12 protein-coding genes are annotated in these 25765 nt (G+C 64.7%); 3 read left to right on the top strand and 9 right to left on the bottom strand.

The genetic code is table 11. From position 1 onward, the window contains the following. Positions 1-4: 4 nt before the first annotated feature. The 3 genes from SJI03_RS03620 to SJI03_RS03610 form a co-directional block, all read right to left on the bottom strand. Positions 5-745 carry a tetratricopeptide repeat protein gene (locus SJI03_RS03620; protein WP_322426279.1) on the bottom strand — a complete coding sequence of 247 codons (741 nt, stop codon included), beginning with the start codon at positions 743-745 and terminating at the stop codon, positions 5-7. 166 nt (positions 746-911) lie between these two features. Then, positions 912-5360 (bottom strand): OmpA family protein, encoded by a 4449-nt coding sequence (locus tag SJI03_RS03615; RefSeq protein ID WP_322426278.1) that lies wholly within the window; start codon positions 5358-5360, stop codon positions 912-914. A 14-nt stretch (positions 5361-5374) separates the two neighbouring features. Further along, positions 5375-14014: an SdrD B-like domain-containing protein gene (locus SJI03_RS03610; protein ID WP_322426277.1), complete on the bottom strand. Its 8640-nt coding sequence runs from the start codon at positions 14012-14014 to the stop codon at positions 5375-5377. Positions 14015-14594: 580 nt separating this feature from the next. Between SJI03_RS03610 and SJI03_RS03605 the strand changes: the two genes are divergently transcribed. Further along, positions 14595-14843: a hypothetical protein gene (locus SJI03_RS03605; RefSeq protein ID WP_322426276.1), complete on the top strand. Its 249-nt coding sequence runs from the start codon at positions 14595-14597 to the stop codon at positions 14841-14843. A 33-nt stretch (positions 14844-14876) separates the two neighbouring features. On the opposite strand, the gene SJI03_RS03600 is transcribed toward SJI03_RS03605, so the two are convergent. From SJI03_RS03600 to SJI03_RS03580, 5 genes are all read right to left on the bottom strand, one after another. Then, positions 14877-16274 carry an efflux transporter outer membrane subunit gene (locus SJI03_RS03600; protein WP_099378102.1) on the bottom strand — a complete coding sequence of 466 codons (1398 nt, stop codon included), beginning with the start codon at positions 16272-16274 and terminating at the stop codon, positions 14877-14879. Continuing rightward, positions 16271-17440: an HlyD family secretion protein gene (locus tag SJI03_RS03595; RefSeq protein WP_322426275.1), complete on the bottom strand. Its 1170-nt coding sequence runs from the start codon at positions 17438-17440 to the stop codon at positions 16271-16273. Before SJI03_RS03595 ends, SJI03_RS03600 begins: the two co-directional genes overlap by 4 nt. After that, on the bottom strand, positions 17427-19121 hold the full coding sequence (locus SJI03_RS03590) for an MFS transporter (protein WP_176385402.1): 1695 nt from the start codon (positions 19119-19121) through the stop codon (positions 17427-17429). The genes SJI03_RS03595 and SJI03_RS03590 overlap by 14 nt, the downstream gene beginning before the upstream one ends. Positions 19122-19318: 197 nt before the next feature. Beyond that, the gene (locus tag SJI03_RS03585; protein WP_322426274.1) at positions 19319-21730 is read right to left on the bottom strand and encodes a catalase; all 2412 of its coding nucleotides are present in this window, start codon (positions 21728-21730) and stop codon (positions 19319-19321) included. 240 nt (positions 21731-21970) lie between these two features. Next, complete coding sequence (locus tag SJI03_RS03580; RefSeq protein ID WP_099378105.1) at positions 21971-22324, bottom strand: DUF883 family protein; 354 nt, start codon at positions 22322-22324, stop codon at positions 21971-21973. A 377-nt stretch (positions 22325-22701) separates the two neighbouring features. Between SJI03_RS03580 and SJI03_RS03575 the strand changes: the two genes are divergently transcribed. Then, positions 22702-24102 carry a PLP-dependent aminotransferase family protein gene (locus SJI03_RS03575; RefSeq protein WP_099378106.1) on the top strand — a complete coding sequence of 467 codons (1401 nt, stop codon included), beginning with the start codon at positions 22702-22704 and terminating at the stop codon, positions 24100-24102. Here the strand turns inward: SJI03_RS03575 and SJI03_RS03570 are convergent. Then, positions 24099-24512: a DoxX family protein gene (locus SJI03_RS03570; protein WP_199534355.1), complete on the bottom strand. Its 414-nt coding sequence runs from the start codon at positions 24510-24512 to the stop codon at positions 24099-24101. The genes SJI03_RS03575 and SJI03_RS03570 overlap by 4 nt on opposite strands. A 169-nt stretch (positions 24513-24681) precedes the next feature. On the opposite strand from SJI03_RS03570, the gene SJI03_RS03565 reads away from it, so the two are divergent. Further along, positions 24682-25659 (top strand): alpha/beta fold hydrolase, encoded by a 978-nt coding sequence (locus tag SJI03_RS03565; RefSeq protein WP_099378107.1) that lies wholly within the window; start codon positions 24682-24684, stop codon positions 25657-25659. Positions 25660-25765 lie beyond the last annotated feature (106 nt).

The raw sequence follows: 25765 nt of genomic DNA, 5'->3' as shown, positions 1-25765 counted from the left end.
AAAATCAGCGGCGCGCCTTCTCCAGGCGCAACAGCAGCGGCGCATACATGGCACGCGTATGGCTGCTCCAGCGGTCCATGGCGCTGTCGATATCGAGCAGCAGGCGGTCCGACAATACCTTGTCACCCTGCTGCAGCGCCCAGATCGCACACTCGGCGCGGCATTCGAAGCTGTTGTAGCGCGTCAGCGCGTCGTCGAATTCCGCCTTCGCTTCCACCTGGCGCCCGCTTTGCGCCAGCGCACGCGCCGTCAGCAGGGACACCATCTCGGGACGGAATTGGATATCCGTGCGGCGAATGAACTCCAGGTGCGTCAGCGCTTCGGCACCCCGCTCGCACTCCAGGTAGGCGCGTGCCGCACCCAGGCGAATTTCCAGGTCCGAGGAAAACGCGCCCCGCAGGCAGGCTTCATACGTCGATGCCGCTTCCTGCGCATCGCCCGCTTCCAGCTGCGCGCTGGCCAGGCGCATCTGGTTTTGCGCCGTCGGCGTGTACTCGAAGGCGGCCTTCGCCTCGCGCAATTCGCGGTTCGGATCAAGCACCTGCACGGCCACCGAAGCGACCTTGCGCGCGCCTTGCGGCAGGCGCGAATTGGGCAAATAGATGGCGAAGAAATACACCACGCTGCCCAACAGCGGGAACATGAATAAAATGAGCAGCCAGTACAGCTGCTGCCCGTTGCGCACCACATGGATCGCAAAAAACAATGCGATCAGAATGTGGATGCCTATGCCAAAAATCGTCATGCTGCAACCTCGTTCGTGACGGGAGCCGCTGGCACCATGCCGCAGCTTTCCCTGGCTCAATATTACACCGGCCACCGCGGCAAGCTCGCCAGGGAGACACGCGAACGGCGAAAAAAAAGCAGGGCAGCCGCGAGACTGCCCTGCCTTCCTGGCGCGTCAATCGGCGTCAGAACGTGCTGATGGCGTTCAGGAACCAGCCCCGGCTGCGATACGACAAATCCGTCAAATCGTCCGAGAAGGTCGTGAAGTTGTAGCCGATGCCGATCTTGGCGTGCTTCGCCACATGCCGGTAGACGCCGATCAGGGCGCCGGCGCGTGCATCTCCCGCCTCGCGCGCCTTCAGCCTGCGCCCCTCGATCAGGGCGTCCCACTCCTTGACGATATGAATGTCGGCGCGCAGCACCAGCAATTCCGCGCGGCTGGAGAACCAGTCGCCTTGCGTCTTCGACGCCCGCAACTGGCCCGTGCGCACACCGAATTTCCCGCCCACCGACAGCCATGGCCTGACGTCATACGTCGTATCGACATTCAGGATATGGCTTTTCTGCGTGTAATCGAGCACCCCGCCCGTGACGCCGTCAACCTGGCCTGGCGATGGCAGGTTGTAAAAGTACGTGTACTTGAACAGGGTATTCCAGCGGTCGTTGTCGACCGGGCGATAGGCCGCTCCCGTCACGACTTCCGTGTAATCGCCATCGTAGAAGGCCCCCCGCGTGGAGCTGCTGCGCGACAGGTTGAATTTCCCCAGCAGGCGCCAATCGCGGTCCAGCTGGTAGCTCAGCGCATTACGTGTCAGCCACACCTTGCGGTGTTCGCTGTTCGCGTCCGTGGCGCAGCCGCCGTCAGCCGGCACGGTGGCGCAACTGCCATCGACCGTACCCAGCGACTTCGTGCGGTCGGTGCGGAACTCCAGCGCGCTGGAAAACTTCAGCCGCTCGTAGGCATACGCCGCCGTCAGGCCGATGGCGTCGCGCTTCAAGTCGCCCGACAAGGGGTTCGACAGCGTACCCGTCTCGAACTTGATGCCCGTGGTCCAGCGCTCGGTGGGCGCCAGGTCCACGCCGAACGCGTGCGTCAGGCTTTGCGGTCCCGCGCCATTGCCCCAGCGGCTTTCCGCAAACAGGCCGGCTTTGTCGTTCAGGCGGTAGCGGCTGCCCGCCGTCAGCGTGGACTGGCGGCCGCTGTAGTTCACATCCGGCGTTTCCGTCTCCATGCGGTAGTTCAGGTAAACGCTGCTGCGCTCATCCATCTGCATGTTGCCGAACAACTGGCCGCCCACGCCGCCGCTGCCGCCCGACGCTTCGGCCCCGAGGCGCAGGCGTTCGCTCACCTGGTAGGTGCCACCGAGTCCCGCGCGGTCATTCAGGGCGCGATTGCCGCTGCGCGACAAGGTATGCTGCACGAAACCGTACATGTCCCACGGCGCATACAGCAATCCTGCCACGCGCGCCGAGGCCACGCCGGAAGCGAGCGTGGTGTCGGGGCCATACTGCGGACCGCCAGCCATGCCCGCCTCGCGGCCCTGCGTCACCAGCTGGCCCGTGATGCCGCCTTCCAATCCCTGCTGCTGCGGTACGGCGCTCGACGCCGGCGTCCTTTCCAGCACGCCATCACGGGCTTGCTGGCCTTCCTGCAATGGCCGATAGTCGACGCGCAGCACGGCGTCGCTACGCCCGCCATCCTGGCTCAGGATGGCGCTGGCATTGTCCCCGCCAATCGCATTGTCGCGGCGGTCGTGCCGCAGGCCTGCCGACACGCCCCACTCCGCATCGAGCTTGTGGCGCAGTGCCGCTTCCACCGCGCGCGCATCCTGGCTGGTGGCCGTGCGGTCATCTGCCTTCAGCGACATTTCCGTGCGCTCGCCCAGTGGCAAGGTCGCAGCCAGGCCCGTTTGCCGCACGGCTTCGCCGTTCAGGGTCTGCATGCCCGGTCCCGCGTAGCCCGCTTCGCGGTCCTGCCAGTAGGCGGCGATACGGCCACGCGCCGCGCCGCCCAGGTCAGCAAGGTCCAGCGCACCGTCGAAACGCTTCGCGTTGGCCGGGCGTCCGCCCGCCGTCGTCTGGTTGAAATCAAAACCGCCGCTCGATGAACTGAGCACGCTGCTGGCGTCGCCACTGGAACGGGCTGCCTCGGCCTTGATCCAGGTGCCCGGCTTGTAGCGCAAGGTCAGGTCCAGCTCCTTGAGGGTCTGATCCGAACCCTGTTCGCCCTGGTGATAATTGCTGGCCCCGATGCGTACATGGTCGTTGAACCAGTGGCTGGCGCGCACCCCCACCGAGGTGCCGGAAATGGCGCTCAGGCCCGGCACGTATTCATATGTCGCCACCAGGTACACGGGATTGCCGCTCAGGCTTGCGCTTTGCACCAGCGCACCGCCATCGGCCACGGAGGACAGCGGCGAGCGCAAGGTCAGGCGTCCCTGCAGGTAGTTGATTTCATAATCCTGCGACGGCGTCAGCTGGATGCGTTCGATCACCAGGCCCGAATCCTTGTCGCGCACTTCCACCCACAGGCGTTCCGAACCCTGCGTCAGATCCAGGTGGCGCAGATAGTATTGCGAACCGCCCGTGCCGCGAAATTCCTCGCGCGACTGCAAGGTCCCCGGCGAAGCGGCAAAGGCGTTGACCGTGCTGGCCTTTTCGCCATGGCTGGTGCTGGCGGCGCCATTCCACAACAGGTTCGCGCCATACAGGCCACGGCTGTACTGTGCCAGTTCCGAGCCGCTCCAGGTGGTCTGGAAATTCCCCCACATGACGGAAGAATCGCCTTTTTCCAGGCGCACGTAAAAACGCCCCTGGGTTGGCGCATCGTCGACGGTGGTGCTGTCGTCGCCGTACACGGGATAGTATTTGTCCGGATCGATGCGGCGCAGCAGGTAGTTCGGATCCTTGCTCTGGAAGTTGTGGAACAGGTCGCGCAGCGGCTGCTCGCGCGTGTCGGCGCTGGCCGTCAGCAAATAGTCGCCCTTGATCTTGCCCTTCAAATAAAACGCGCCACGGCCATCGGCCCAGGTCTCGTTCTTATAGTGCTGCGTGTCGCCCGTGACCAGTTCCGCCGGCCCCTTGGTGCGGTCGCGGCCAATGGTCAGGTCGGCCAGCGCCACATAGAACCAGTCGCTGTCGGCGATGTTCAGGTTGCGGCGGAAGGTCATGCCGGCTCCGCTGCCATCCTTCACGGCCACCTCCACCGTATGCGGTCCAGGACGCATGATCTGGCGCATGGCGAACTTGCCGTTGGCGTCGACCGGCACGACCATGCCCAGCGCCGTCACCTGCTGGCCAGGCTTGATCTTCTCGCCGCTGATGGTGACGCTGCCGCCTGATGCATCGATATTGCGCAGGATCAGGCTCGATTCGCCCCAGCCGGCCAACGCTTCGCCACCGGCCTTCTTGCCCGGCGCTTCGGCCGGCACCGCATCGAGCAGGCGCAGTGGCTGCAGGCGCGTCTCGTCGAACTTGCCGCTGGCGTCGTATACGCGCAGCAGGTAGCCGATCTGCTCCGGCGCATCCGCCGGCGCCTGCCAGGCCGTGGCTTCGCCCATCGTCGCGGGCACGATGGCAAATGGCTGCTCCTGCGTGCTCTGTCCCTTGGCGAAAATGCGGATCTCGGCGCGCTGCTGGAAAAAAGCGTAGTTGGTGTAGGTGCCAAAACGCACAGGCGCCTGGCGCTGCGCATGAGGCGCCGCCAGCCAGACATTCAAGGCCGGCGCAACGTTCAGGGGATCGTACTTGACCTGGATGTCGGAACGTTCCAGCGCCACGTCGACGCAGCGCTGGCGGTCCGCTTCCTGCTGGCGCGTATCGGTTTCCTGCACCACGCCGTCAATGCTGATGGAGAAGGCCGCATCGCGGTTGGCCACCTGGCTGGCGACGGCACAATCGTCGACCAGTACTTCCGTCTCGATGCGCTTCGGCGCTGCGGCGGCGACAGCCGGCAGTTCGACGGCTTCCTCGTACCAGGCACGGATTTCCGTGCGGCGGTTCTGCGCCATGCCTTGCGGCGTGGCGTTCGACGCGATTGCTTCGCTCTCGCCCTTGCCGCTGGCGGCAAAGGCCGCTGCCGGCAAGTCCAGTGCTCGCATCAGATAGGCCGTGACGGCCAGCGCGCGCGCCTCCGACAGATGCTGGTTGGTCGGAAAAGTCGGCTTCAGCCAGGCAGCGATGCGCTGGTTGTCCGTATGCCCGATCACCTGCACGCGCACCTTCTGCTTGCCGCGCAAACGTGCGGCAAGCGCGTCAAGCCGGGCCATCGCGGCCGGCAGCAGCACATCGCGGCCGGACTCGAAGTTGGTGCCCGACAGCAGGTCGTCGAAGGTCACGCTCTGCTGCGCCGGCACGGCCGGCGGCACCGCTTCCAGGATCACGCGGCGCTCGGCGCGGCTCAGGCCGGACGGCGCCAGACCGCTGAAAGCCGACGACTCCTGCTCGCCGCTCGAGGGCTGCTGCGCCCCCATGCTGTGGCCCCGGTCCAGCATTTTCCCCCGCAGCGCGTGCTCATTTGCCTGTTGCGCGTGCGCGCCCAGACACACAAAGCCTATGCTGCCAAGCAAATACACGAGCCGCTTGGGGGCCGGGCTGGCCGCCGCTTTGAGGGTGCCTTGATTGCTAACGTTCATGGTCATTTTCGGTTTCATTGTGCGCCCTCGATCTCGATGACGAGGGGATATTCGTTTTGCAGTGCCTGCCAGCGCGCCTGCATCTCGCTTTCGATCGCCTTGCTGCGGCGCGCCGCCAGCGCGGCATCGCCGCCAGCGGCATACGCGATGCGCAGTACCGACGGCTTGGCGCGCAACTGGCTCACCAGTCCTTCGATGCGCCCGGCCCATTCCGCCTGCAAGGCCGTTTCGCCCGCAACGAATGCAGCGTCGCTCAACTCAAGACGTACTACCCGATGGATCGTGGCGCCAAAGTTCAGCTTGACCACCTTGCCTCGGGTCAGACGCACATCGCGCGGATTTTCCGTGGTGACGCGGTAGCCGCTCGGCAGGGTGCGGTCGTCAAGCTTCATGACGAAGTTCGAGCCGCGGTCCGCATTCGGAATCGCCGGACAAGCCACGTGGAAACGTCCTTCCGCATCCGTCGTCACCAGCAAGCCGCGCGCCGTCGCCATGCGCACGCCGGCAATGCCCGCTTCGCCTTCATCCTGGTAGCCATTCGCGTTCTGGTCGTCGAACACCTTGCCGATGATGTCGGGACAATCGAAGGTGGCATCCGGCACCACGCGCACCGTGGCAGTAGCCAGGTTGGAAATACGCGTCTCGCCCGTCGCTGCCCAGGCCTGGTTGACGTATTCGCCATCGCCAACGCCGCTGCCCACCATCAGCATCAGCTTGTAGGTCTTCTTCTCCTTCGGTGCGAAACCGCTTTCTTTCCAGCGCAGGCTGCGGCCATCGACGACAGGTTCCGCCGGCACGCCATTGCGGGTAGCACTGCCGACGCGGTACTTGAAGCCGGCCGGTATCAAATCGCGCACCTCCATCGCCCCCAGCGTCGCCGCCTGGGGATTGCTGGCCGTGATCGTGTACGGCACCAGGTCGCCGCGCGTGACGTTCAGCATCGGTGTCGTCTTCGTCACCATGATGCTGTCGCTGCCCAGCGGATCGAGCGGAATATGGTTGTTCAGGATCGGTGCCGAACCGCCATTCGTGATGACAAAGCTCAGGTAATACTGCGTGGTCCTGGCGCCTCCGGCGATCAGTCCGGTGCAGTTATTCGGATCGAGTTCCATCTTCGTCGACAATGCCGGCGCCAGCTCGCTGGCCTGGATAAAGGCCGGATCGGGCACCAGGCCCACTGTCAATGGTCCCTTGCAGGCCGGCAGGCTACCGGATGGCGCCAGCAGGTAGTTCGCCGGAGCTAACACGCTCAGCGTATACACGCCGCTGGGGAAGCCGTTCTGCAACAGGAACTGGTACATGCCGTCGCTGCCTACGGTTTGCGTCTGCTCGGCTACCCCACCGACCAGGTGCGCGGCGCTGTCGAAACCGGCAGGGCCGCTGATCGACACCACGGCGCCAGCCACCGGCTTGCGCGTCACGGAGTCGTACACCACGCCGGCAGGATCAAGCGGCAGATTCTGCTCGACGACACGGTCGCCGTCGCGCAAGGTCAGGTTGCTGATGCGGCTGCCACCTGGCACCACCACGCCTTCGCCCCCTGTCGAAACGGGCACATTCGGCATGTTGTTGCCATCCTTGAGGAAGGTGATCGCATAGCCGGAACCCGTCGGCAAGCCACTTGCCTCGTAGCCGGGGCAATGCAGGTTGTCGAACTGGTAGAAGCCTTTCTCGTCCGTGATGGCGCGGCAGATCAATTTGCCTTCCTGGTGCAATTCGGCCGTCCAGCCAGCCACGCCAGCCTGGCTGCCGTCGAGCGGACGCACACGGCTGCCGTCATGATTCAGCCATACGTAGCCGTTGATGATGGGCGGCTTCAATTGCGGTATGCCCTTCTCGCCGAACAAATAGCCGCGCATGTCGTCGCCCGCCGCCAGCTTGATGCCGGTGATCGTATCCTTGTTGCCCACGCCGACAGGCTTGCTGGCGTTGGCCGTACCAACCGACCCTGGCAGCACTACCGTCTTGCCGTCCACATAGCCGGCCGGCTGCGTTTCCGTCAGGGTGTAGCCGGCGGCGTCGCTGACTGGCACCGTATCGAACAGATAGCTGCCGTCGGCACCGGTCACCACGCTCAGTTTGACCGGCTTGCCATCGACGGAAGTGCCGCTCAGGACCACCGTCACGCCGGCAATGCCTTGCTCGCCTTCGTTGCGAACGCCGTCGTTATTCAGGTCCGCATACACCACGCCACCGAGCTTGCCCAGCATATGGCGTTCGCCAAACAGATAGCCGCTCGCCTGCGTCGCCACTGGCAGCACGATGTCGCCGATCGTGTTGTGTTCTGGCGCCGCGCCGAAGCTGGCGTTATTCACCTTGCCGCCGGCGCTACCGGCCGTTTCGCGGCCGTCGAGATACACGGCAGGCTGGCTTTCCAGCAGGCTGTAGGTACCGGCAGGCAGGCCGTCGAAGCGGTAGCTGCCATCGGTTCCGGTCACCACCGTACGGCTAAAACCATTCGCGCCGCGCAAGGTGATTTCAATCTCGGCGATGCCTGCTTCACCCGCGTCCATGGCGCCGTTGTCGTTCAGGTCGCGATACACGAAACCCCGCAACGACGACACCTGTTCGCGGAAATCATAGCCGCTGCCATTGCCCTGTGGCGGCAGGATGATGCCGCTGATGACATCGACCACGCCGTTGCCGACCGGCTTGCCGTTGACGCTGCCGACAGAAGTACCCGTCGCACCCGGATAATTCCCCAGGCCGGCCGGTTGCGTTTCAGTGACCGTGTAGCCGCCCGGACCCGATGGATACAGGCCAGGGAAAGTGTAACTGCCATCGGCGGCCGTGACGACGCTGACATTGACCGGCTTGCCGTGGCCGTCGATGCCGCTCAGCGTCAGGCTCACGCCCTGCAAGCCTTCGCCCTTCTCGTAGCTGCCGTTGTCGTTCGCATCGCCGAACACGCGGCCGGAAATACTCGCCGCCAGCAGTTCGCCGAAGTCAAAACGCGTATGGCTCTTCGACGCATCGAATGGTATGCGCGCGATGGCGTTGGCCGTGCCGATGTCACAGGCAGGATTGGCGCAGGATGCGGCGCCGTCGATCAGGCCCTTGCGCTGGCGTCCGTCCAGATAGGCAGTAGGCTGCGTTTCTACCAGCGTATAGCCGGCCGCATTCGCGTTCGGCAGATCGCGGAAGCTGTAGCTGCCGTCGGCCGCCGTGATGGCCGTGCGCTTGACCGGCGTGACGCCATCGCGGGCGATGCCGGACAGGCTGATGGTAACGCCGGCGATGCCTGCGGTTTCACCCGCATCGCGTACGCCATTATCGTTGGCGTCGACGTAGACGGCGCCGCTGATGGCGCCTGTCTTCTCGCCGAAATCGTAGCCCGTCAACTGTGCGCCCGGTGCGAGCGCGATGGCGCTGACCACGTTGGCCACGCCCGCATTGCCGCCGCCATTGCCGGCAGCCTGGCCCGCATCGGCGTAATTGACCGGCTGCGTTTGTGTCACGGTATAGCTGCCGGCAAGCAGGCCGTCGAACTGGTAGGCGCCGTTGGCATCGGTGAGCACCGTCACCGGACCGCCTGTACCGCCGGTCAGTGTCAGTGTCACGCCCGTCAATGGCGTGTCGCCGCTGCTGGCCGCACCATTGCCATCCACATCGAGGTAGACCTTGCCGGCGATGCTGCCCGTCAGTTCGCCAAAATTGTAATCGCGCGCGCTGCCGCCGTTCGGCAGCACGACGCCGCTGAACTGGTCGAAGCGGGGCGCGCTGCCGCCGATGCGTCCTGTCGCGACACCATTCACAGTGCCCACGCTTTCCGCGCCATCGAGGTAGGCGGCAGGCTGGACTTCCACAACGGCATAGCCGTTGCTGTCGCTTTGCGGCAGGCCCGTGAAGCGGTAGCCGCCGTCGGCCGCCGTTTGCAGCGTGCACAAGGCAGGCACGATCACGCTGCAGACATCGAAGCCGTCAGCCGTGGTGCCCGACAACGTGACCGTCACGCCGGCGATGCCCGTTTCGCCCGCATCCTTGCGGCCATTGCGGTTCGCATCGATATACACGTAACCGGACAGCGACTGCGCCACGCCGCCCGCCGCGCCTGGCGCCTGGCCGAAATGGTAGCCCGTCGCCGTGGCACCGGGCAGCAGCACGATGGCGCCGGCAGTGCGGATCGCCGCACCCGGCACGCCGGTACCAGGCACGCGCACGGCGCCGTCGATCAGGCCACCCAGGCTGCCAGCCTGCGCACCCGTGTGATACAGGCTGGCCGGCGGCGTGACCGTCACGGCATAGCCGGCGGCGTCGCTCGGCGCCAGGCCGGCAATCAGGTAACTGCCATCCGCGCCCGTCTGGAAGGTACAGCTCGGCACTGCACTGCCTGGACAGACTGGATGACCGAGATGGTCGTTGCCGCTCAAGGTCAGCGTGACGCCGGCCACGCCCGTGCTTTCGCCACCCTGGCGCACCGCATCGCGGTTGTTGTCCATGTAGACGCTGCCGGCAATCGACGCCAACGCCAGTTCGCCGAAATTGCGCTCGGTGTAGCTGAGGCCCGGTTCGATGCTGCCGACGACGATGCCTTCCGGCGCCGCGCGGCCCGCGCTGTTCGCCACGACATTGCCGGCACCGTTCTGCTCCTTGCCATCCGCATAGCCGGCAGGCTGGGACAGTTCGGTGACCGTGTAGGATTCTCCCAGCCGGCTTGGCGGGACATTGGTGAAACTGTATTTGCCATTGGCGTCGGTGGTGGCCGTGCAGGCACTGCCCATCGCGGCGCACACGTCGGCGCCCCAGAAGGTCAGGCCGGAGAGCTTCACCTGCACGCCGGCGATGCCATTTTCGCCCGCCTCGCGCAAGCCGTTATTGTTCTTGTCGGCGTACACGTAGCCGCTGATGGCCGCATGCGCGTATTCCTGGAACAGGTAGCCGGTCGCCGCCGTATTCGGCGCCAGCACGATCTGGCCGATGGTGTTGTGCGTCGCGCTGGCGGAACAGTTGGCGCCGCCGTCGCAGCTGGCCGGTGGCGGCGTGCCACCGGCCGTGCCGGCGACTTCAAACAGGTCGGCGTAGCTGGCCGGCTGTGTCTCGACGAGGGTGTAGCCGCCGGCCGCGGAGCGCGGCAGGCGGTCAAACAGGAAGTCGCCGCTGCTGGTACCGAGGGTCAGCGGTGCGCCCGCCGTGCCGATATCGTTGCCCCAGAAATCCTGGCCGTACAGCGAGAACGTCACGCTGCTGGTGATTTTTTCACCGGCATCCATGCTGTTGCTGCGGTTTGCATCGTTATAGACGGAGCCGGCGATGCTCGACTTGACGATCTGCACATCGACGCTGGAACTGTTGTTGCCTGCATTCGGATCGCGCGAGGTGCCCGGCGTCGGCACGATGCTGGCCGTATTCGTGATATTGCTGGCGAACGGTCCCGCATAGGCCGGGTATGGCGCCTTCACGGGGATGGTGATGCTGACCAGATTGGCCGTGTCGGCTGCGCCCGATGCAATCGGCAGCACGCCCAGCGTGCAGGTCACGGTGACCGGCGAACCGCTGCTGACGCAATTGTTCAAGGTCAGCGGAGCGCCCGAGCCGAGGCGTGCCGTCGGCGCGCCCGTCAGCACGAAACCGGCCGGCAGCACGTCGGTGACGACCGTGCTGGCCGCGAGGGCGGGACCCAGATTCCCCACCACCAGGGTGTAGGTGAAGGGCTGGTTGATGCTGAACGGCGAGGCGGGCGAAACGGTTTTCGACACCAGCATCAGATCGGTCTTCGGCAGCACGGTGGTGGTTTCTTCCACCACGTTGTTCGTCGCCAGCTTGTCGCCGGCAAACGGCGCCGCCCCCGTTTCCAGCGATTCGACGCTGGCATTGATCTTGTAGGTGATCGATCCCAGCGGCGCATTGCTGACGGGACCCGTATCGAATTTCAGGCCGAACACGCGGCTGGCGCCACTGGCCAAGGTGCTGCCAGCGGATGAGCTAGCCAGGTAGCACACCAGGTTCGAGCCCGCGCCGCCTGGCTGGCTGCACGAGGCGCCGGCCGGCAAGGTGCTGCCGGCGGCATTCCACAGCATGGTATACGGCACGGCCGCGCCGTTTTGCGGCGGCGGCACGGGAGCCACGACCAGCTTCAGGCCGGTGGCCAGCGAAGGGCCATTGTTTTGCACGCTGACCTGGTACACCAGCGCATCGCCGAACGGGCTCTGTTCGTAGCCCGTATCGACGGCCGACACGCTCAGGTCCAGCTCCTTGCTGATCACGGTGACCGTGGTGCTGCTGCTGTCGTTGGCCGCATTGCTGTCGTCGGTCGTGGTGCTGATGGTGGCGCTGCTGACATAGGTCGCGTCGAGCGCATCGGGGTACGGGAACACGGGAATGACCGAGAAAATCAGCTGGCGCGTCTCGCCATCGCCGAGCCCAAAGGTCCGGCATTCGATACCGGACTGTCCCGCATAGGGCGCGCCGGTGAAGGCAGGCACCAGCGTGCATTGCGCAGCGCTGCCCGCGATGCTGGCCGAGCCGGCCACAAAGCTCATGCGCGCCGGATCGATGACCTGGCGCAGTACCACATTGGCGGCGCTGCTGGGTCCATTGTTGCGGATCGAGGTGGTGTACACCAGCGGCACGCCGACGCGCACGGGGTTCGGCGCACCGGACATCGCCGTGACGCCGACATCGGCCCGCGGCACGACGGTGACGGTGGCGCCGGAGCTGTTATTGGCCGCATTGGTGTCGATGGCATCGGGACTCGATACCGTGGCGGTATTGAGCAAGGCACCGTCCTTCAATGGGCGGTTGAGCGTGATGGTGATGGTGCGCGATGCACCACTGCCCAGGTTCAGCAGCGTGCAAGTGACGGTTGAAGCAAAGCTGCAGCTTTCGCCCGCGCCGCTGCCGGCCAGCGCGACGCTGCCACCCGTGGTGCCGCTGCTGCCGTTGTACCAATGCGGCAAGGCGTCGACCACCTTGACGGTCGGAGCGCTGTCCGGGCCGGCATTGCTGACCACCAGGGTATAGCTGAAAGTATTCGACGCGGCCGGCAAGCTGGCCAGGGACGCCGTCTTGACGATGGCCAGGTCAACGTTCAGCGGCGTCGATGTGACGCTGGCGGTGGCGCAATTGCCCGTGCTCGCATTGTCCGGCGGCTGGTGCGCCGACCCGGCGGCCATGCCGGTACAGGCAGTATTGCTCAAGGTGCCAGCAAAACCGGCTTGCGCGCGCGTGGTCAGAACCAGGGCAGGCAGTTTTGCGCCGCGCGCCAGGCTGCCGCTGATCGTGTAGTGACAGGTGACCAGTTGTCCGGCCACGCTGCAGGTCCAGCCGGTGCCGCTGGCGCTGACGTAGCTTTCTTGCGGCGACAAGGTATCGGTCACGGTCACGGTGCCGCTGGCGGCACTGGTGGAGGTGTTCGCATTGGTGACCGTGATGGTATTGGTGATCAGGCCATTGGCTGCGACCAGCCCTGGCGACTTGCTCTTGGTCAGGGTCAGGTGGGCGAATGGCGCGACGATGGTGTACGTGGCCGAGGCGGGATTGTTCAAGCCATCGAGCGGGGCGCTGCGCGCCACGTCCACCACATTCGCGCCGCCCGTCGCACCTGTGGCGACGGTCAGCGGAATCAGGAACTTGGAGGAGGTGTCGCCATGCGCCAGCGCGCCGATACTGCAGGTGATCGTCTGGCCCGCCTTGGCGCAGCCAGCCGGCAAGGTGCCGATGGTGAAATCGCTGGACACCGTCGTCTTCACGGTGACGCCGCTGGCATCCTGCGTGCCGCTATTGACTGCCCACAGGTTCAGGCTGACCGCCTCGCCCGCCGTCAACGAGCTCAGGCCGCTGGCGTTCGACACCAGGGTTTCCTTGGCATCGAGGTCGGTGCCCGGCTTGACCGTGACGATGACCTGGCTGGGTCCATTATTGCCGTCTTCCGGATCACCGGTCTGCAAGTCGCTGGAGGCCACCGACGCACCGTTGGTGATGGTGCCGGCGATGCTCTTCACGATGCGTCCGCCGATCGTGATGGGGGGAGCCTGCTGTCCGACGCCGATGGCCGCGCCGCTGTAAGTACAGGTCAGCACGGTGCCCGAACGGGCGCATGCCCAGCCGGCGCCTGACGCCGACGCGTAGGTAAAATCCGCGCTGGCCGGCAAGTTGTACGTGACCTTGAATTGCGATGCGCTATCCGGACCGGCATTCGCCACGTCCACCTGGTAGCCCACCGTTGCGCCGGCCGCTGCCGTACAGGCTGCGGGGCAGCCGCTCAAGCCGGTCGTGCCGCTGGCGGCCACGCTCAGGTCCGCGCCCTTGATGACGGTGACCGTTTTGATCGAATCGTTGTTGAAGCTGTTGCCGTCCGTGTCCACGTTGGCAAAAGACACGCTGGCCTTCGTGACCACGGCGGAAGCCGCCGAGCCGGTGCCGCTGAAGTTTACTGTCCAGTTCGCTGTCTTGCCCAGTCCGCTGCGCGTGCAATTGAGCAATTGCGGACTGCCCGCCAGATTGAAGGCGCAACCGGCCGGCGCCGTGCTCGATGCAAAACTCACATTGGCAGGCAGTTCCACCGCCAGGCGCACGGTGCCCGTCGCATCGACCAGGTCCTCATTGTTCGTCACGACCACCGAAAAGCTGGCCTTGCCGCCGCGCGGCACGGGATCCGGCGTTTGCAGATAGGCGGAAACGGATAAGTCGATGGTCGCCGCCGATGCCGTTCCCACCCCGCCAAGGGTACAGAAACAGACGATCAGCCATAGCAAGCGCTGCAGGAGAGCGCGCGGCCCTCCCCGCTTGCAAGAGATCAGACAGGAGAAGATAGTTCGCAAAAAGGAGGACATAGGCATGGCAGTCATCAGGGGGTTGTGCGGTGTACTGCAACGGCACTTCCGGCCCAGAAAAAATAGCGAACAGCCTGTTTTTTCACCCTGCTGGCATGACAAGGCGGCACGAAAGTCAACAAATATTCAATGTGTAATTTTTAGCAACATTGATGATTTGCGACATTCTGGTGCATTTTTTAATGCTTTACAATCAATAAAAATATTAAAAAGTTAATTAATTGAGATTAGACAAGGAAATCAAAAAATTCCTCAAAGGCACTTGTGCCCATGCTAACAAGTGTGTCTATTTTGTTATTTATTGAAATTGGTACTAAGACAGTTTTTTTGGCATCACGCCCTTGGAATGGCAGAAAATGACGGTAAAGATGCCAATTTGAGCCAATGTGTCACTATGTATCCTACCGTACATATCAAAATATAAAGTGTTTCCCATGTGATACTAAAAATAATTGAAATGACAATGTTTATTGGTATCACAGGAGATGCGCGGCGAAAATCGCAAAAGAATTCCCAGTGGAAATTCTTTGTGCAAGATACCGTGAAAATTTCGTTGTTAAAATACAACAACAAAAATCGGCAGCGCGCCGTCGCGGACAGGGGAAAAGCAGGGATTTTTGGGAAAGGGCAGCAGGAGGACGCCGCCGTCAGCATCCAGGCAAACAGCCTGGATGTTGCAGCAAGAAAGACCAGCGCTTGTCCCGGCAGGTGAATCCATCGCCTGCCGGACAGACTGGAACAAGCTTTAAGGGCGGGCCGCTGCCGACCAGCCGCCGCCCATGGCCCGGTACAGGTCGACCGAGGCGACGAGGATGCGCGTCTTCAGCTGCAGCAGTCCCACGTCGGCGCTGTACAGGGTACGCTGGGCGTCGAGTTCTTCCAGGTACGAGGCATAGCCATTGCGGTAACGGTTATGCGCGATGCGCAGGGTGTCCGCCGCCGTGGCGCGGCGCGCATCGTTTTCCACGGCTTGCTGCCGCAGCCGGTAGATGGCGCCCAGGCTGTTCTCCGTTTCGGCGAAAGCATTGCGCACCACGTTTTCATATGCGTAGACAAGCTGGTCGCGCTGCGCGCCGGCCGCATCCGTCTGCGCCTGCACCCGGCCACCATCGAACAGGGGGCCGGCCGCCAGCGCCGTCAGGCGCCACAGGGCCGTCGGCGCATGCAGGAAATCGGTGAGGGTCGTCGCTTGCCCGCCGCCGACGGCCGTCAGCTTGAACGAGGGCAGCAGCTGGTCGCGCGTGGCGGCCAGGCTGGCGTTGGCGGCCGCCAGGTTGTGTTCCGCGCGCGCGATGTCGGGCCGCCGGCGCAGCAATTCGGATGGCAGGCCGGCCGGCACGCCAGGCGCCGCCAGCTCGGCCAGCGGCAAGCCGCGCGCGATGGGGCCGGGATTGCCGCCGACGAGGATGGCCAGCGCGTTTTCCTGCTCGAAGATTTGCCGCTGCAGCTGCGGCACCTGCTCGGCCGCCGCATGGTATTCCGATTGCGCCTGCAGCCATTCCAGGCGCGAGCTGTAGCCCACCTCGAACTGCTTGCGCGCCAGCTCGCGCGACTGTTCGCGCAGCTGCAAGGTCGATTGCGTCAGCGCCAGCTGCGCGTCGAGTCCCCGCAGATTCAGGTAACTCGTCGCCACGCTGGCGGCGATCGACAGGGCCGCCGCATCGAGGCTGGCCTGCTCGGCGCGGTAGCTTTCGCCGGCCGCATCGCTCAGACTGGCCAGCCGGCCCCACACATCGATTTCATAACTGGCCTGCAGTTCCGCCTGGAAGACATTCGTCACATACGGCTTGCCGCTGGAGGCCAGGGTGCGCGTGCGCGTGGGCGAGCCGTCGAAGGCCAGGTTGGGCGCGCGGTTTGCATCGGCCTGCGCCAGGCGCGCGCGGTATTCCTGCACGCGGGCGCGCGCCACGCGCAAGTCGCCGTTGCGCGCCAGCGCCTCGCCCACCAGGTCGCTCAAGACCGGATCACCGAAGGCTTGCCACCACAGCTGCTCGACATGGGCGTCAGTCGCCGCCGGTGCACCTGCCGCCTGCGCGCGCCAGCCGGATGGCAACTGCAGTGCCGATGCGGGCTGCGGTGGCGCGTTGGCGGCGCAGCCGGCCAGCGCCAGCGCACCGGCCATCAGCAGGAAATGGCGCTTCATGGCTTGGCCTTCTTCGCTGCAGGCGGCGGCGCCGGATTCTCCGCCGAGTCGTTCAGCACGGCCGACGTGTCGACGCTGACCACCACCGACATGCCGGGCACGAGGCGGCGTGCGTTCGCCTGGCCCGCATCGATGCGGATGCGCACGGGAATGCGCTGGGCGATTTTGAGGTAATTACCCGTTGCGTTATCGGCCGGCAGCACGGAAAACTCGGAACCCGTGGCCGGCGAGATGCGCTCCACCTGACCTGTCAGCACGGCGCCGTCGAGCGCATCGACGTGGAAGGTGGCGCTCTGCCCCTCCTGCACGCCGTTCATCTGCGTTTCCTTGAAATTGGCGATCACCCACATCTGGCGCGGCACCAGCGCCATCAGCTGCGCGCCCGAATTCACGTACGCGCCCTGGCGCACCGTCACCTGGCCCAATTGTCCATCGGAAGGCGCCACGATGCGCGTGTTATCGAGGTCGATCTTCGCTGCCTTGACGGCCGCCTGCGCGTTCGCCACGGCCGCTTCCAGGGCCTGCTTGTTGACCACCACGCTATGCACGCTTTGCTGGGCGATGTCGAGATTGGCCCTGGCCTGCGCCAGCGCTGCCGCCATCTGCGCCTGCGTGGCGCGCGACTGGTCGTGTTCGCGCTGCGACAAAGAACCGTCGGCCACCAGCTGCTCCACGCGATTGAGGTCAGCGCTGGCCTTGCGCGCCTGCGCTTCCGCGTTGGCCATCACGGCCTCGCTGACGGAAATGCCCGCCTGCGCGCTGGCCTTTTGCTGCGCCCAGTTCGACAGCGCCGCCTGCTGCGCGGCCAGCTGGGCCTGCGCCTGCTCGTAGCGCTGCTGGTAGATGCGATCGTCGATGCGCACCAGCAGCTGGCCCTCCTTGACGTCCATGAAGTCCTGCACCGTCACCTCCACCACATAGCCGGACAGCTGCGTGCCGATGATGGTCACCTGCCCCCGCACGGTGGCGTTTTCCGTCGTCACGATGGGACTGGTGAACGGCGGCAGCCGCCACGCGTACAGCACGATCAGCACGCCCACCAGGGCCACGGCCGCAAAGGCCAGCGCGGACAGCCATTGGTGGCGCCGGTCCGGCTGCGCCGTGGAAGGGGCGGCGGGTGCGGGTGCGATGGGCGGTACTGGCGGCGTGGTGTTATTTTCTGTCATTGCTCGGTTCCGAATTGGTAATGGGGACGATGGCCATGGCCGTCTGCGCATCGCGCACGGGGCCGACCAGACGACGCGCGCCGGTGGTGATGCGGGTCCAGGACTGGCTGACCAGCATCCAGATCAAGGTGGCGATGGCGACGCCGGCGATCATCAAAAAAACGTCGTTATAGGCCAGCACATTGGCTTCGCGCGTGGCGATGGCGCCCAGGCGCGCCACGCCCTGGGTGCTGCGCAAGGTGGGATCCATCAGCACGCCGCCATAGCTTGCGGCGCCCGACTGCACGCGCGCGGCCACCTGCGGGTCAAGCATGGTGAGATGCTCGACCAGGTAGCTGGAATGGTATTTTTCGCGCGCCGTCTGGATGGTGCCGACGATGGCCGCCCCGAGCAGGCCGCCCAGGTTCTGCGTCATGGTAAACATCACGGAAAAACTCACCAGGTTGCGCGGTTCGGCGATCACGGCGCCCATGCCCGCCACCATGGTGGGACCAAGGAAATAAGTGCCGCCAAAGGCCAGCAGAAACTGGCTGACATACATGTTGACGGGGCGCGTCTGGCTGGTGGCGTGCGCGTCGATCAGGGCGCCAGCGGCGATCAGCAACAGCGCGAACATCAGCGAACGGTTCAGGGTCGCGGGGTTGATCGTCAGCGCACTGACCACCAAACCTGCCACACTGCCCAGCAGGACCACGATAAACAGATTCTGCATCTGGTCCGTGTTCAAGCCCAGCGCCTGCAGAAAGCCCACGGCACCCGTCGATTCGGACAGCACGATACGAAACAGCAGCACTGATAAAAACAGCTTGGCGATCTTGCCTGTGGTGAGCCAGCGCGTGTTGAGCAGCGGGCGCGCGCGGTTATGTTCGATGGCCAGCGAGGCGGCGATCAGCACGATGGAACATGCCAGGCACACGCCCACCCACTCGGACTCCATCCACCACGCCGTGCGCCCCTGCGCCAGCACGGCGCACAGCAGGGCCACACCGGGCGCGAACAGGATGAAAGTGAGGAAATCGAGCGGCTCGAACGTCTGCACGCGGTCACCGGGCGGCAGTTTCAGGGCCAGCACGCAGCCCAGCGCCAGCAGGGCCAGCCCCAGTTCGAACAGGTACAGGCCATGCCATTCGCCGATCTGCAGCAGCTCGGAAGTGAAGATGCGCGCCAGCGGCAGCGCCAGCTGAGCAAAACCCAGGCCCAGCACCACGCCTTTCAGGCGGTGCCGCGCGGGAAACGCCTGCAAGGTGTAGTACAGCCCCAGCACGCCGAGCGCGCCGCCCACCATGCCATGCGCGGCGCGCACGGCGATCGCCGACGGCAAGGTATTCGCATACAGGTGGGCGAACGTCACCAGCGCATACAGCACCAGGAACGCTTCCGTGAACAGGCGCAGGCCGAACTGCTGGCGGAACTTCACCAGCAGCAGATTCATGGACACGATGGTCATCACGTAGGCGGCCGGCAGCCACTGCATCTGGTAGGCATAGGCAGCCAGCGAACCTTGCAGGTTCAGCAAATTGGCCGTCACCAGGCCGTTGCCCAGTCCCCCCGTCAGCGCGACGATCAGGCCGACGATGAAATACGCGACACGCTTGGGCGTCGAATGTTCGGGCATCGATGGCGACCCGGGCAAGGTCGGGCGTTCGCCCGGCCCCCAGGTGCGAGGTGTGTACTTGTCCATGCAGTAATCGCGATCCGGTTTGCTGAAGCCGTTCCTTGCCGCTGCTATCCAGATAGTGGCAAATGAACAGTTCTAGTCAGCAGCATATCACCGCAGGACGTTTTTATTGTTTACATTGTTGCATGGCGTTGCGCATGCAGCTCAAACAGCGTATGCAACGGGGCCGGCGGTTACGGCCCCTGTGCCGATGCAGCCTCTCACACCCGCGGCGGGTCCGTCTCGCGCGCAAACGCCCGGTGCGCGACCAGCGCCTTTTTAAAGGCCGCCACGGCTTTCACCACGTCGCCGGAAGGCGCGACGATGATGGCGGGATCCGGCTTGCCATCGGGCAGGGTCACCGGCACGCCAGCCTTGTCCAGCAAGTCCTTGCCGGCGCCGATGGCCAGCATCGGCTTGCAGTGGCGGTATTGCAGGCGCAGGAAGTCGAGCGCATTGGCATCGTCGCCCAGCTGCTGCACGGCGCCCTGACCGTCCGGCACCACGACGGCGTCGAACAGCACGGACGGTCCCGCCTCGAGCGAGATTTCCACGTCGAGCGGCGCGCCGCCGCTGGTGTCGACTTTCCCCAGGTGGCTGCCCGCCAGGCGCGGCACGGCGCCATCGGCCAGCAGCGCGGCATAGATATTGCGCACCTGCGCGCCATCGCTGCCCGGCCCCACCAGGATGGCCACGCGCAGGGTATGGATGCCCGTCTTGCCGGGGCGGAAAAAGAGCGACAGCGCCGGCGATGGCGGATATGCCGGCAGCGGCTGCAGCGAGGCGCGCGGCATGACGGGCGGCAGCGCCAGCCCCAGGCCATCGGCCAGGCGCTGCGCCAGGGTTTCGTCGACGTTGCGCAGCATGGCGACGATGCGCTGGCGGATAGCCACCGTCTGCACCTTGCTCAATTCAAAGCGGAATGCATGCACAATGTGCTCTTGTTCGATAGGCGTCTGGCTGATCCAGAACAGGCGCGCCTGGCCATAGTGCTCAGCGAATTTCTCGGGCTTGCCGCGCACCTTGTCGCCTTCGGCGGAGGCGGGAAAACTGTTGAAGCCCTTCGCGCCCGCCTGGAACGGGCAGCCGCCCGCCAGCGAATTGGGTTCATACGCGACCCGGCCCCGGTTGATGGCCTGGCGGTGGATACCGTCGCGCTGGTTGTTGTGCACGGGCGCCAGCGGCGCATTGATGGGGATCTCATGGAAGTTGGCGCCGCCCAGCCGCGTGATCTGCGTGTCGACATACGAGTGGATGCGTCCCTGCAGCAGCGGGTCGTTACTGAAATCGATGCCTGGCACGATGTGCGCCGTGCAGAATGCCACCTGCTCCGTCTCGGCGAAAAAATTGTCCGGGTTGCGGTTCAAGACCATTTTCCCGACGGGGACGAGAGGGACAAGTTCTTCGGGAATCAGCTTGGTGGGGTCGAGCACGTCGAAGGGGAACGCTTCCGCCTGCGCTTCCGTGAAGACCTGGAAGGACAGCTCGTACTCGGGATACGCGCCGCACTCGATGGCTTCCCACAGATCACGCCGGTGGAAATCGGAATCGGCGCCGCTGATCTTGACGGCTTCGTCCCACACGAGCGAGTGCGTGCCGGCCATGGGCGACCAGTGGAATTTGCAGAACACGGACTGGCCCTTGGCATTGACGAGGCGGAAGGTGTGCACGCCGAAGCCCTGCATCATCCGGTAACTGCGGGGGATGGCGCGGTCCGACATGGCCCACATCAGCATGTGCGTGATTTCCGGCGACAGCGAGGCGAAATCCCAGAAGGTGTCGTGCGCGCTGGCCGCCTGCGGCATGCCATTGTGCGGTTCGGGCTTGACCGCATGCACGAGGTCGGGGAATTTCATCGCATCCTGGATGAAGAAGACGGGGATGTTATTGCCGACCAAATCCCAGTTGCCCTCGTCCGTATAAAACTTCACGGCAAAACCGCGCACGTCGCGCGCCGTATCGGTGGAACCGCGTTCGCCGGCCACCGTGGAAAAACGCACGAAGACGGGCGTGCGCTTGCCCGCCTTGGCGAACAGCTTGGCACGCGTATGCTTGCTTTGCTCCTTGTAACATTCGAAGTAACCGTGGGCCGCCGAACCGCGCGCATGCACGACGCGCTCGGGGATGCGCTCATGGTCGAAATGCGTGAGCTTTTCACGCAGGATGAAATCTTCCATCAGGGTCGGGCCGCGCAAGCCCGCCTTCAGCGAATTCTGATTGTCACCCACGGGCACGCCCTGATTGGTCGTCAGCACGCAGCCGCTATCGTCGGCACGGGCGCCGTCCAGCGAGCTATTCAGCGCATTCTCGCCCAGCGCGGGCTGGCCATCGCCCGTCTTCGGAGAGGGTATCGTTTCGCCCGTGGTGCTGGCCGTGGCCAGCGGCTCGCCAGCTGCCACATGCACGCCTTCGGCCGGCGTGCGCGCCGCCTCGCCGTACTGGCCTTCCTCTTTCGGATTGACGGCCATGGCGGCGGCCAGCTGCTGGCCGGCGGCCGTCTTTTGCAGCAGCGCGCGGGTCACGTCATTGTCCGCCCCCAGGCTGTGCGGCGCATTGCTGTCGGATGGACCGGACATGCTGCTCAAAACGGAACCCGCACCGTCCGTGGACGGCGATTTCTTGTTGGTAGCCATTACGTCTCCTGTGAGTAGTTTGCCCCGGGAGAACGCTACAACTCCCTCATTCAGCGCACGAACAGGGCAATCAAAATAATGATGGGTATAGGTATGCCGATCAACCACAACAAAATGGAGCGCATCATCACTCTCCTTTACTGCTTGCTACTACCTTGTGCGCGTGGGCGCCGGCCCGCCCCGCCATGACGGCGAGGGGAATAGCGCCCACGACAACTACCTTCCAGGAAGGCGCAAAACTTATTTACGCGAGCCCAGCAATTTCGACAGGCCGTACCCGGCCGCTGCCGCGATCAGCAAGGACACTGCCGGGCGCTCGCGCACATAATCGCGGCCCGTCTCGCCGGCGCGCTGGCAGGCGGCGCCCAATTGCTTGCCGCGCGCCATCAGGGTTTCGGATGCCTTGTTGACGCTGTCGCTGACCTGGTCCAGGCGGTCGCCCACCTGGTCCACGCCGTCATGGGCGCGCGTGGCCACCTTGTCGGCCAGGGGTTGTGCCTGGCTTGCCACCTTGTCGATGGTGCGGTGCAATTCCTGGCGGGTATCCTGGGGGGTACCGTTCATATCGGAGCTGGTTTTTTCAATCGCGTTCATGATGGTTTCCTTTAACAGTGAATAATTTCAACCATGCTCGATGCCGTGACCGAATCATGATTCTCCTCGCTTCGGGGAAAAAGAAGCGGCTAAACGCTGCCGGGCTGAGCCATATCAAACAGTGGATCAGCAGCAAGCTGTTAGCACTACCTTACCCGCGCCAGCCGCGCGCCACCGTGCGCTGCCACACCTTGAAGGCCAGACTTAAATTCCTGTTGGAAATAGCAATCCCAGCCAGTCCGATTTGGATGCAGGGAAACGATCCATTATGCATAGTCCTTGCCGCAAGATAAAACCTGCTCCACTCACAAATGCATGGATTTTTTCAAGGTATTTCCTCATAATTGCATGAATAAATACCCATACATATAGATAAAATGTCCAAGTCAAAATCCATACAAGAAGAAAGCCAGGCCGGCGCATGGATCACGCCGTTCGTGCAGCACGGCGGTCCGCGCTACCTGCAGATCGCCGACATGCTCGAGCGCGCGCTATCCGATGGCAGCCTGCGCCCGGGCGACCGCTTGCCGCCGCAGCGCAGCCTGGCCGCGCTGTTCCAGATCGACCTGACGACCGTGACGCGCGCCTACGACGAAGCCAAGCGCCGCAACCTGCTGGAAGGGCATGGCGCGCGCGGCACCTATGTGGCGGCGCCAAAAGTGGAATTGACGCAGATGCTGGACCTGAGCATGAACATCCCGCCGCCGCCCGTAGGCGTGGATTTCGACGACCTGCTGAAACAGGGCGTGGCGCAGGTGCTGATGCGCACGGACAGCGATCTGTTGATGAGCTATCACCTGGGCGGCGGCAGCCAGGCCGACCGCGCGGCGGGCGCCGCCTGGCTCGCGCCCATGTTCGGCGATGTCGACGCGGAACACGTGGTGGCCTGCCCCGGCGCGCAGGCGGCGCTGGCGGCGCTGATTTTGACCCTGAGCCGGCCCGGCGACGCCATCCTGACGGAAGCGGCCGTGTATCCGGGCTTGCGCCTGGCCGCAGGCCAGTTGAACCGCAAGACCATCGCCGTGGAAACGGATGCCGACGGCATGCTGCCCGAGGCGCTGGAAAAGGCTGGCCGCAAGCACCACGCGCGCCTCGTGTATTTGAACCCTACCCTGCAAAACCCCACGGCGCACACCATGCCGGCCGCGCGCCGCCTGGCCATCACGGAGGTGGCCCAGCGCTGCGGCATGCACATCATCGAGGATGACCCGTACTGGCTGCTGGCATCCGATGCGCCGCCGCCCCTGGCGCATTACGCGCCAGCCCACGTGTCGCATATCGCCACCCTGTCAAAATGCCTGGCGCCGGGCCTGCGCATGGCCTATACACTGATCGCCGACACGCAGCTGCGCGAACGCTTCCTGCAGGCGCTGCGCACGTTCAGTCTGATGGCCACGCCCGTGACGACGGCGCTGACGACGCAATGGATACACGACGGCTCCGCGCACGCGCTGCTGGCCGGCATACGCAGCGAAGCGGATGCGCGCCAGGACATTATCCGCACCCTCCTGACGGGCACCACTCACCCGCGCAGCGATGGCATTCACGTGTGGTTTTCGCTGCCCAGTTACTGGAGCTCGCGCGAACTGGCCGACACGGCCCGCGCCCAGGGCGTGGCCGTCACGGCGTCCGACGCCTTCTACGACAGCCGTGCGCCGAACGCCATCCGCATCTCGCTGGGCAGCCTCCGCGACCGCGCGCGCCTGGCCAGCGCATTGAAGAAATTATCACTGCTGCTGGCGCACAAGCCTGCCGTGCGGCGGGAATTCGTCATTTAACGGCGCAACCGCGCATCCACCGAATACTTGCCCGCGCCGCTGATGGCAATCGTGCCGAAGACGATGATCAGCAGCCAGCCAAACTGGCCGTCGGCGATGCTCCAGTCAGGGTGCACGAGCAGCATCGACACGCCCAGCAGGAACAGCAAGGGCAGGCAGGCCAGGCGCGTCAGCAAGCCGGCGGCGACCAGCAGCGGGCAGACGATTTCCGCGAACAGGGCGCAGTACAGGGTGACGGCACGGCCCAGGTGCAGCGGGTCGTCGATGTGCGCCAGTTCCTCGGAGAAATGCAGCAGCTTCGGCAAGCCATGCACGTGCAGCACCAGCAGCGCGCCCGCCACGCGCGCAAACAGCAAGCCCGCGTCGGGTAAAAAGGGGCCGGCCAGTGCCGCCATCGAGTTTTTCTTCATGATTACTCCAGTGGGAAAGCCAGGCGGCGCGGGGCGCCGCTGCCAGCCATCATAGGCAGGCGGGAGACTCGGCGCGACTGGTCTTTTGGCAGAGGCGCCAGCGCGCGCGAAGGCCTAGACTCGCTGTTGCCATCATTGGCCCCTCCCCCATCCCCGAAGGAAATGCATCATGCCGAAGAAAATCGAAGCCGAAGAAGTCAACTCCCGCCGCAAGCTGCTCGTCAGCGTCGCCGGCGTGGCCGCCGGCGCGGGCCTGCTGGCCGCCGGTGGCGCCAGCGCCGCCGCCAAGCCAGCCGCCGCCGCTGCAGCGCCGGGCAAGCTCACCGTCAATAGCGTCACCGTCAAGGACGGCACCGTCATCCACTTCAAGGACTGGGGCACGGGCACGCCCGTGGTCTTCAGCCACGGCTGGCCATTGCAGGGCGACGCCTGGGAAGACCAGATGATGTTCCTGGCCAGCCACGGCTACCGCGTGATCGCGCACGACCGCCGCGGCCACGGCCTGTCCAGCCAGCCATGGCAGGGCAATGACATGGATACCTACGCCGACGACCTGGCCACCCTGCTCGACGCGCTCGACATCAAGGGCGCGACCCTGGTCGGCCATTCGACGGGCGGCGGCGAAGTGGCCCGCTATATCGGCCGCCATGGCGAAAAGCGCGTGGCCAAGGCCGTGCTGGTGGGCGCCGTGCCGCCGCAGATGGTCAAGTCGGAGACGAATCCGGGCGGCTTGCCGATGTCCGTCTTCGATGGCATCCGCGCCGGCGTGCTGGCCGACCGCTCGCAATTCTTCAAGGACCTGACCGTGCCGTTCTTCGGCGCCAACCGTCCCGGCAACAAGGTATCGCAAGGCATGCGCGACACCTTCTGGCTGCAGGGCATGCAGTGCGGCATCAAGAACGCCTACGATTGCATCAAACAGTTTTCCGAGACGGACTTCACGGCCGACCTGAAGAAAATCTCCGTGCCGACCCTGGTAGTGCACGGCGGCGACGACCAGATCGTGCCGATCGACGCTTCCGGCAAGGCCGCAGCCAAGCTCATCAAGAACGCCAGGCTGGTCATCTATGAAGGCGCGCCGCACGGCTTGCCGGCCACCCACAAGGACCGACTGAACGACGACTTGCTGGCCTTTATCAAATCCTGACCGTTCTGCGCTCCCCGCACCGCCGGCCCGCCCGGCGGTATTTCACTCTCCCCAGCGCGCAAAAAAACCGCCCGCCTCCCCCATTCGTATAACTGCCTTGCCTGCC

The organism is Janthinobacterium sp. GMG1 (genome assembly GCF_034427795.1).
Taxonomy (GTDB): Bacteria; Pseudomonadota; Gammaproteobacteria; order Burkholderiales; family Burkholderiaceae_D; genus Janthinobacterium.
This window is presented reverse-complemented; position numbering and strand designations above follow the sequence as displayed.

Coding starts and splice junctions, on each gene's coding strand:
- SJI03_RS03620 (WP_322426279.1), bottom strand. CDS start 745: ATGACGATTTTTGGCATAGGCATCCACATTCTGATCGCATTGTTTTTT.
- SJI03_RS03615 (WP_322426278.1), bottom strand. CDS start 5,360: ATGAACGTTAGCAATCAAGGCACCCTCAAAGCGGCGGCCAGCCCGGCC.
- SJI03_RS03605 (WP_322426276.1), top strand. CDS start 14,595: ATGTTTATTGGTATCACAGGAGATGCGCGGCGAAAATCGCAAAAGAAT.
- SJI03_RS03600 (WP_099378102.1), bottom strand. CDS start 16,274: ATGAAGCGCCATTTCCTGCTGATGGCCGGTGCGCTGGCGCTGGCCGGC.
- SJI03_RS03595 (WP_322426275.1), bottom strand. CDS start 17,440: ATGACAGAAAATAACACCACGCCGCCAGTACCGCCCATCGCACCCGCA.
- SJI03_RS03590 (WP_176385402.1), bottom strand. CDS start 19,121: ATGGACAAGTACACACCTCGCACCTGGGGGCCGGGCGAACGCCCGACC.
- SJI03_RS03585 (WP_322426274.1), bottom strand. CDS start 21,730: ATGGCTACCAACAAGAAATCGCCGTCCACGGACGGTGCGGGTTCCGTT.
- SJI03_RS03580 (WP_099378105.1), bottom strand. CDS start 22,324: ATGAACGCGATTGAAAAAACCAGCTCCGATATGAACGGTACCCCCCAG.
- SJI03_RS03575 (WP_099378106.1), top strand. CDS start 22,702: ATGTCCAAGTCAAAATCCATACAAGAAGAAAGCCAGGCCGGCGCATGG.
- SJI03_RS03570 (WP_199534355.1), bottom strand. CDS start 24,512: ATGAAGAAAAACTCGATGGCGGCACTGGCCGGCCCCTTTTTACCCGAC.
- SJI03_RS03565 (WP_099378107.1), top strand. CDS start 24,682: ATGCCGAAGAAAATCGAAGCCGAAGAAGTCAACTCCCGCCGCAAGCTG.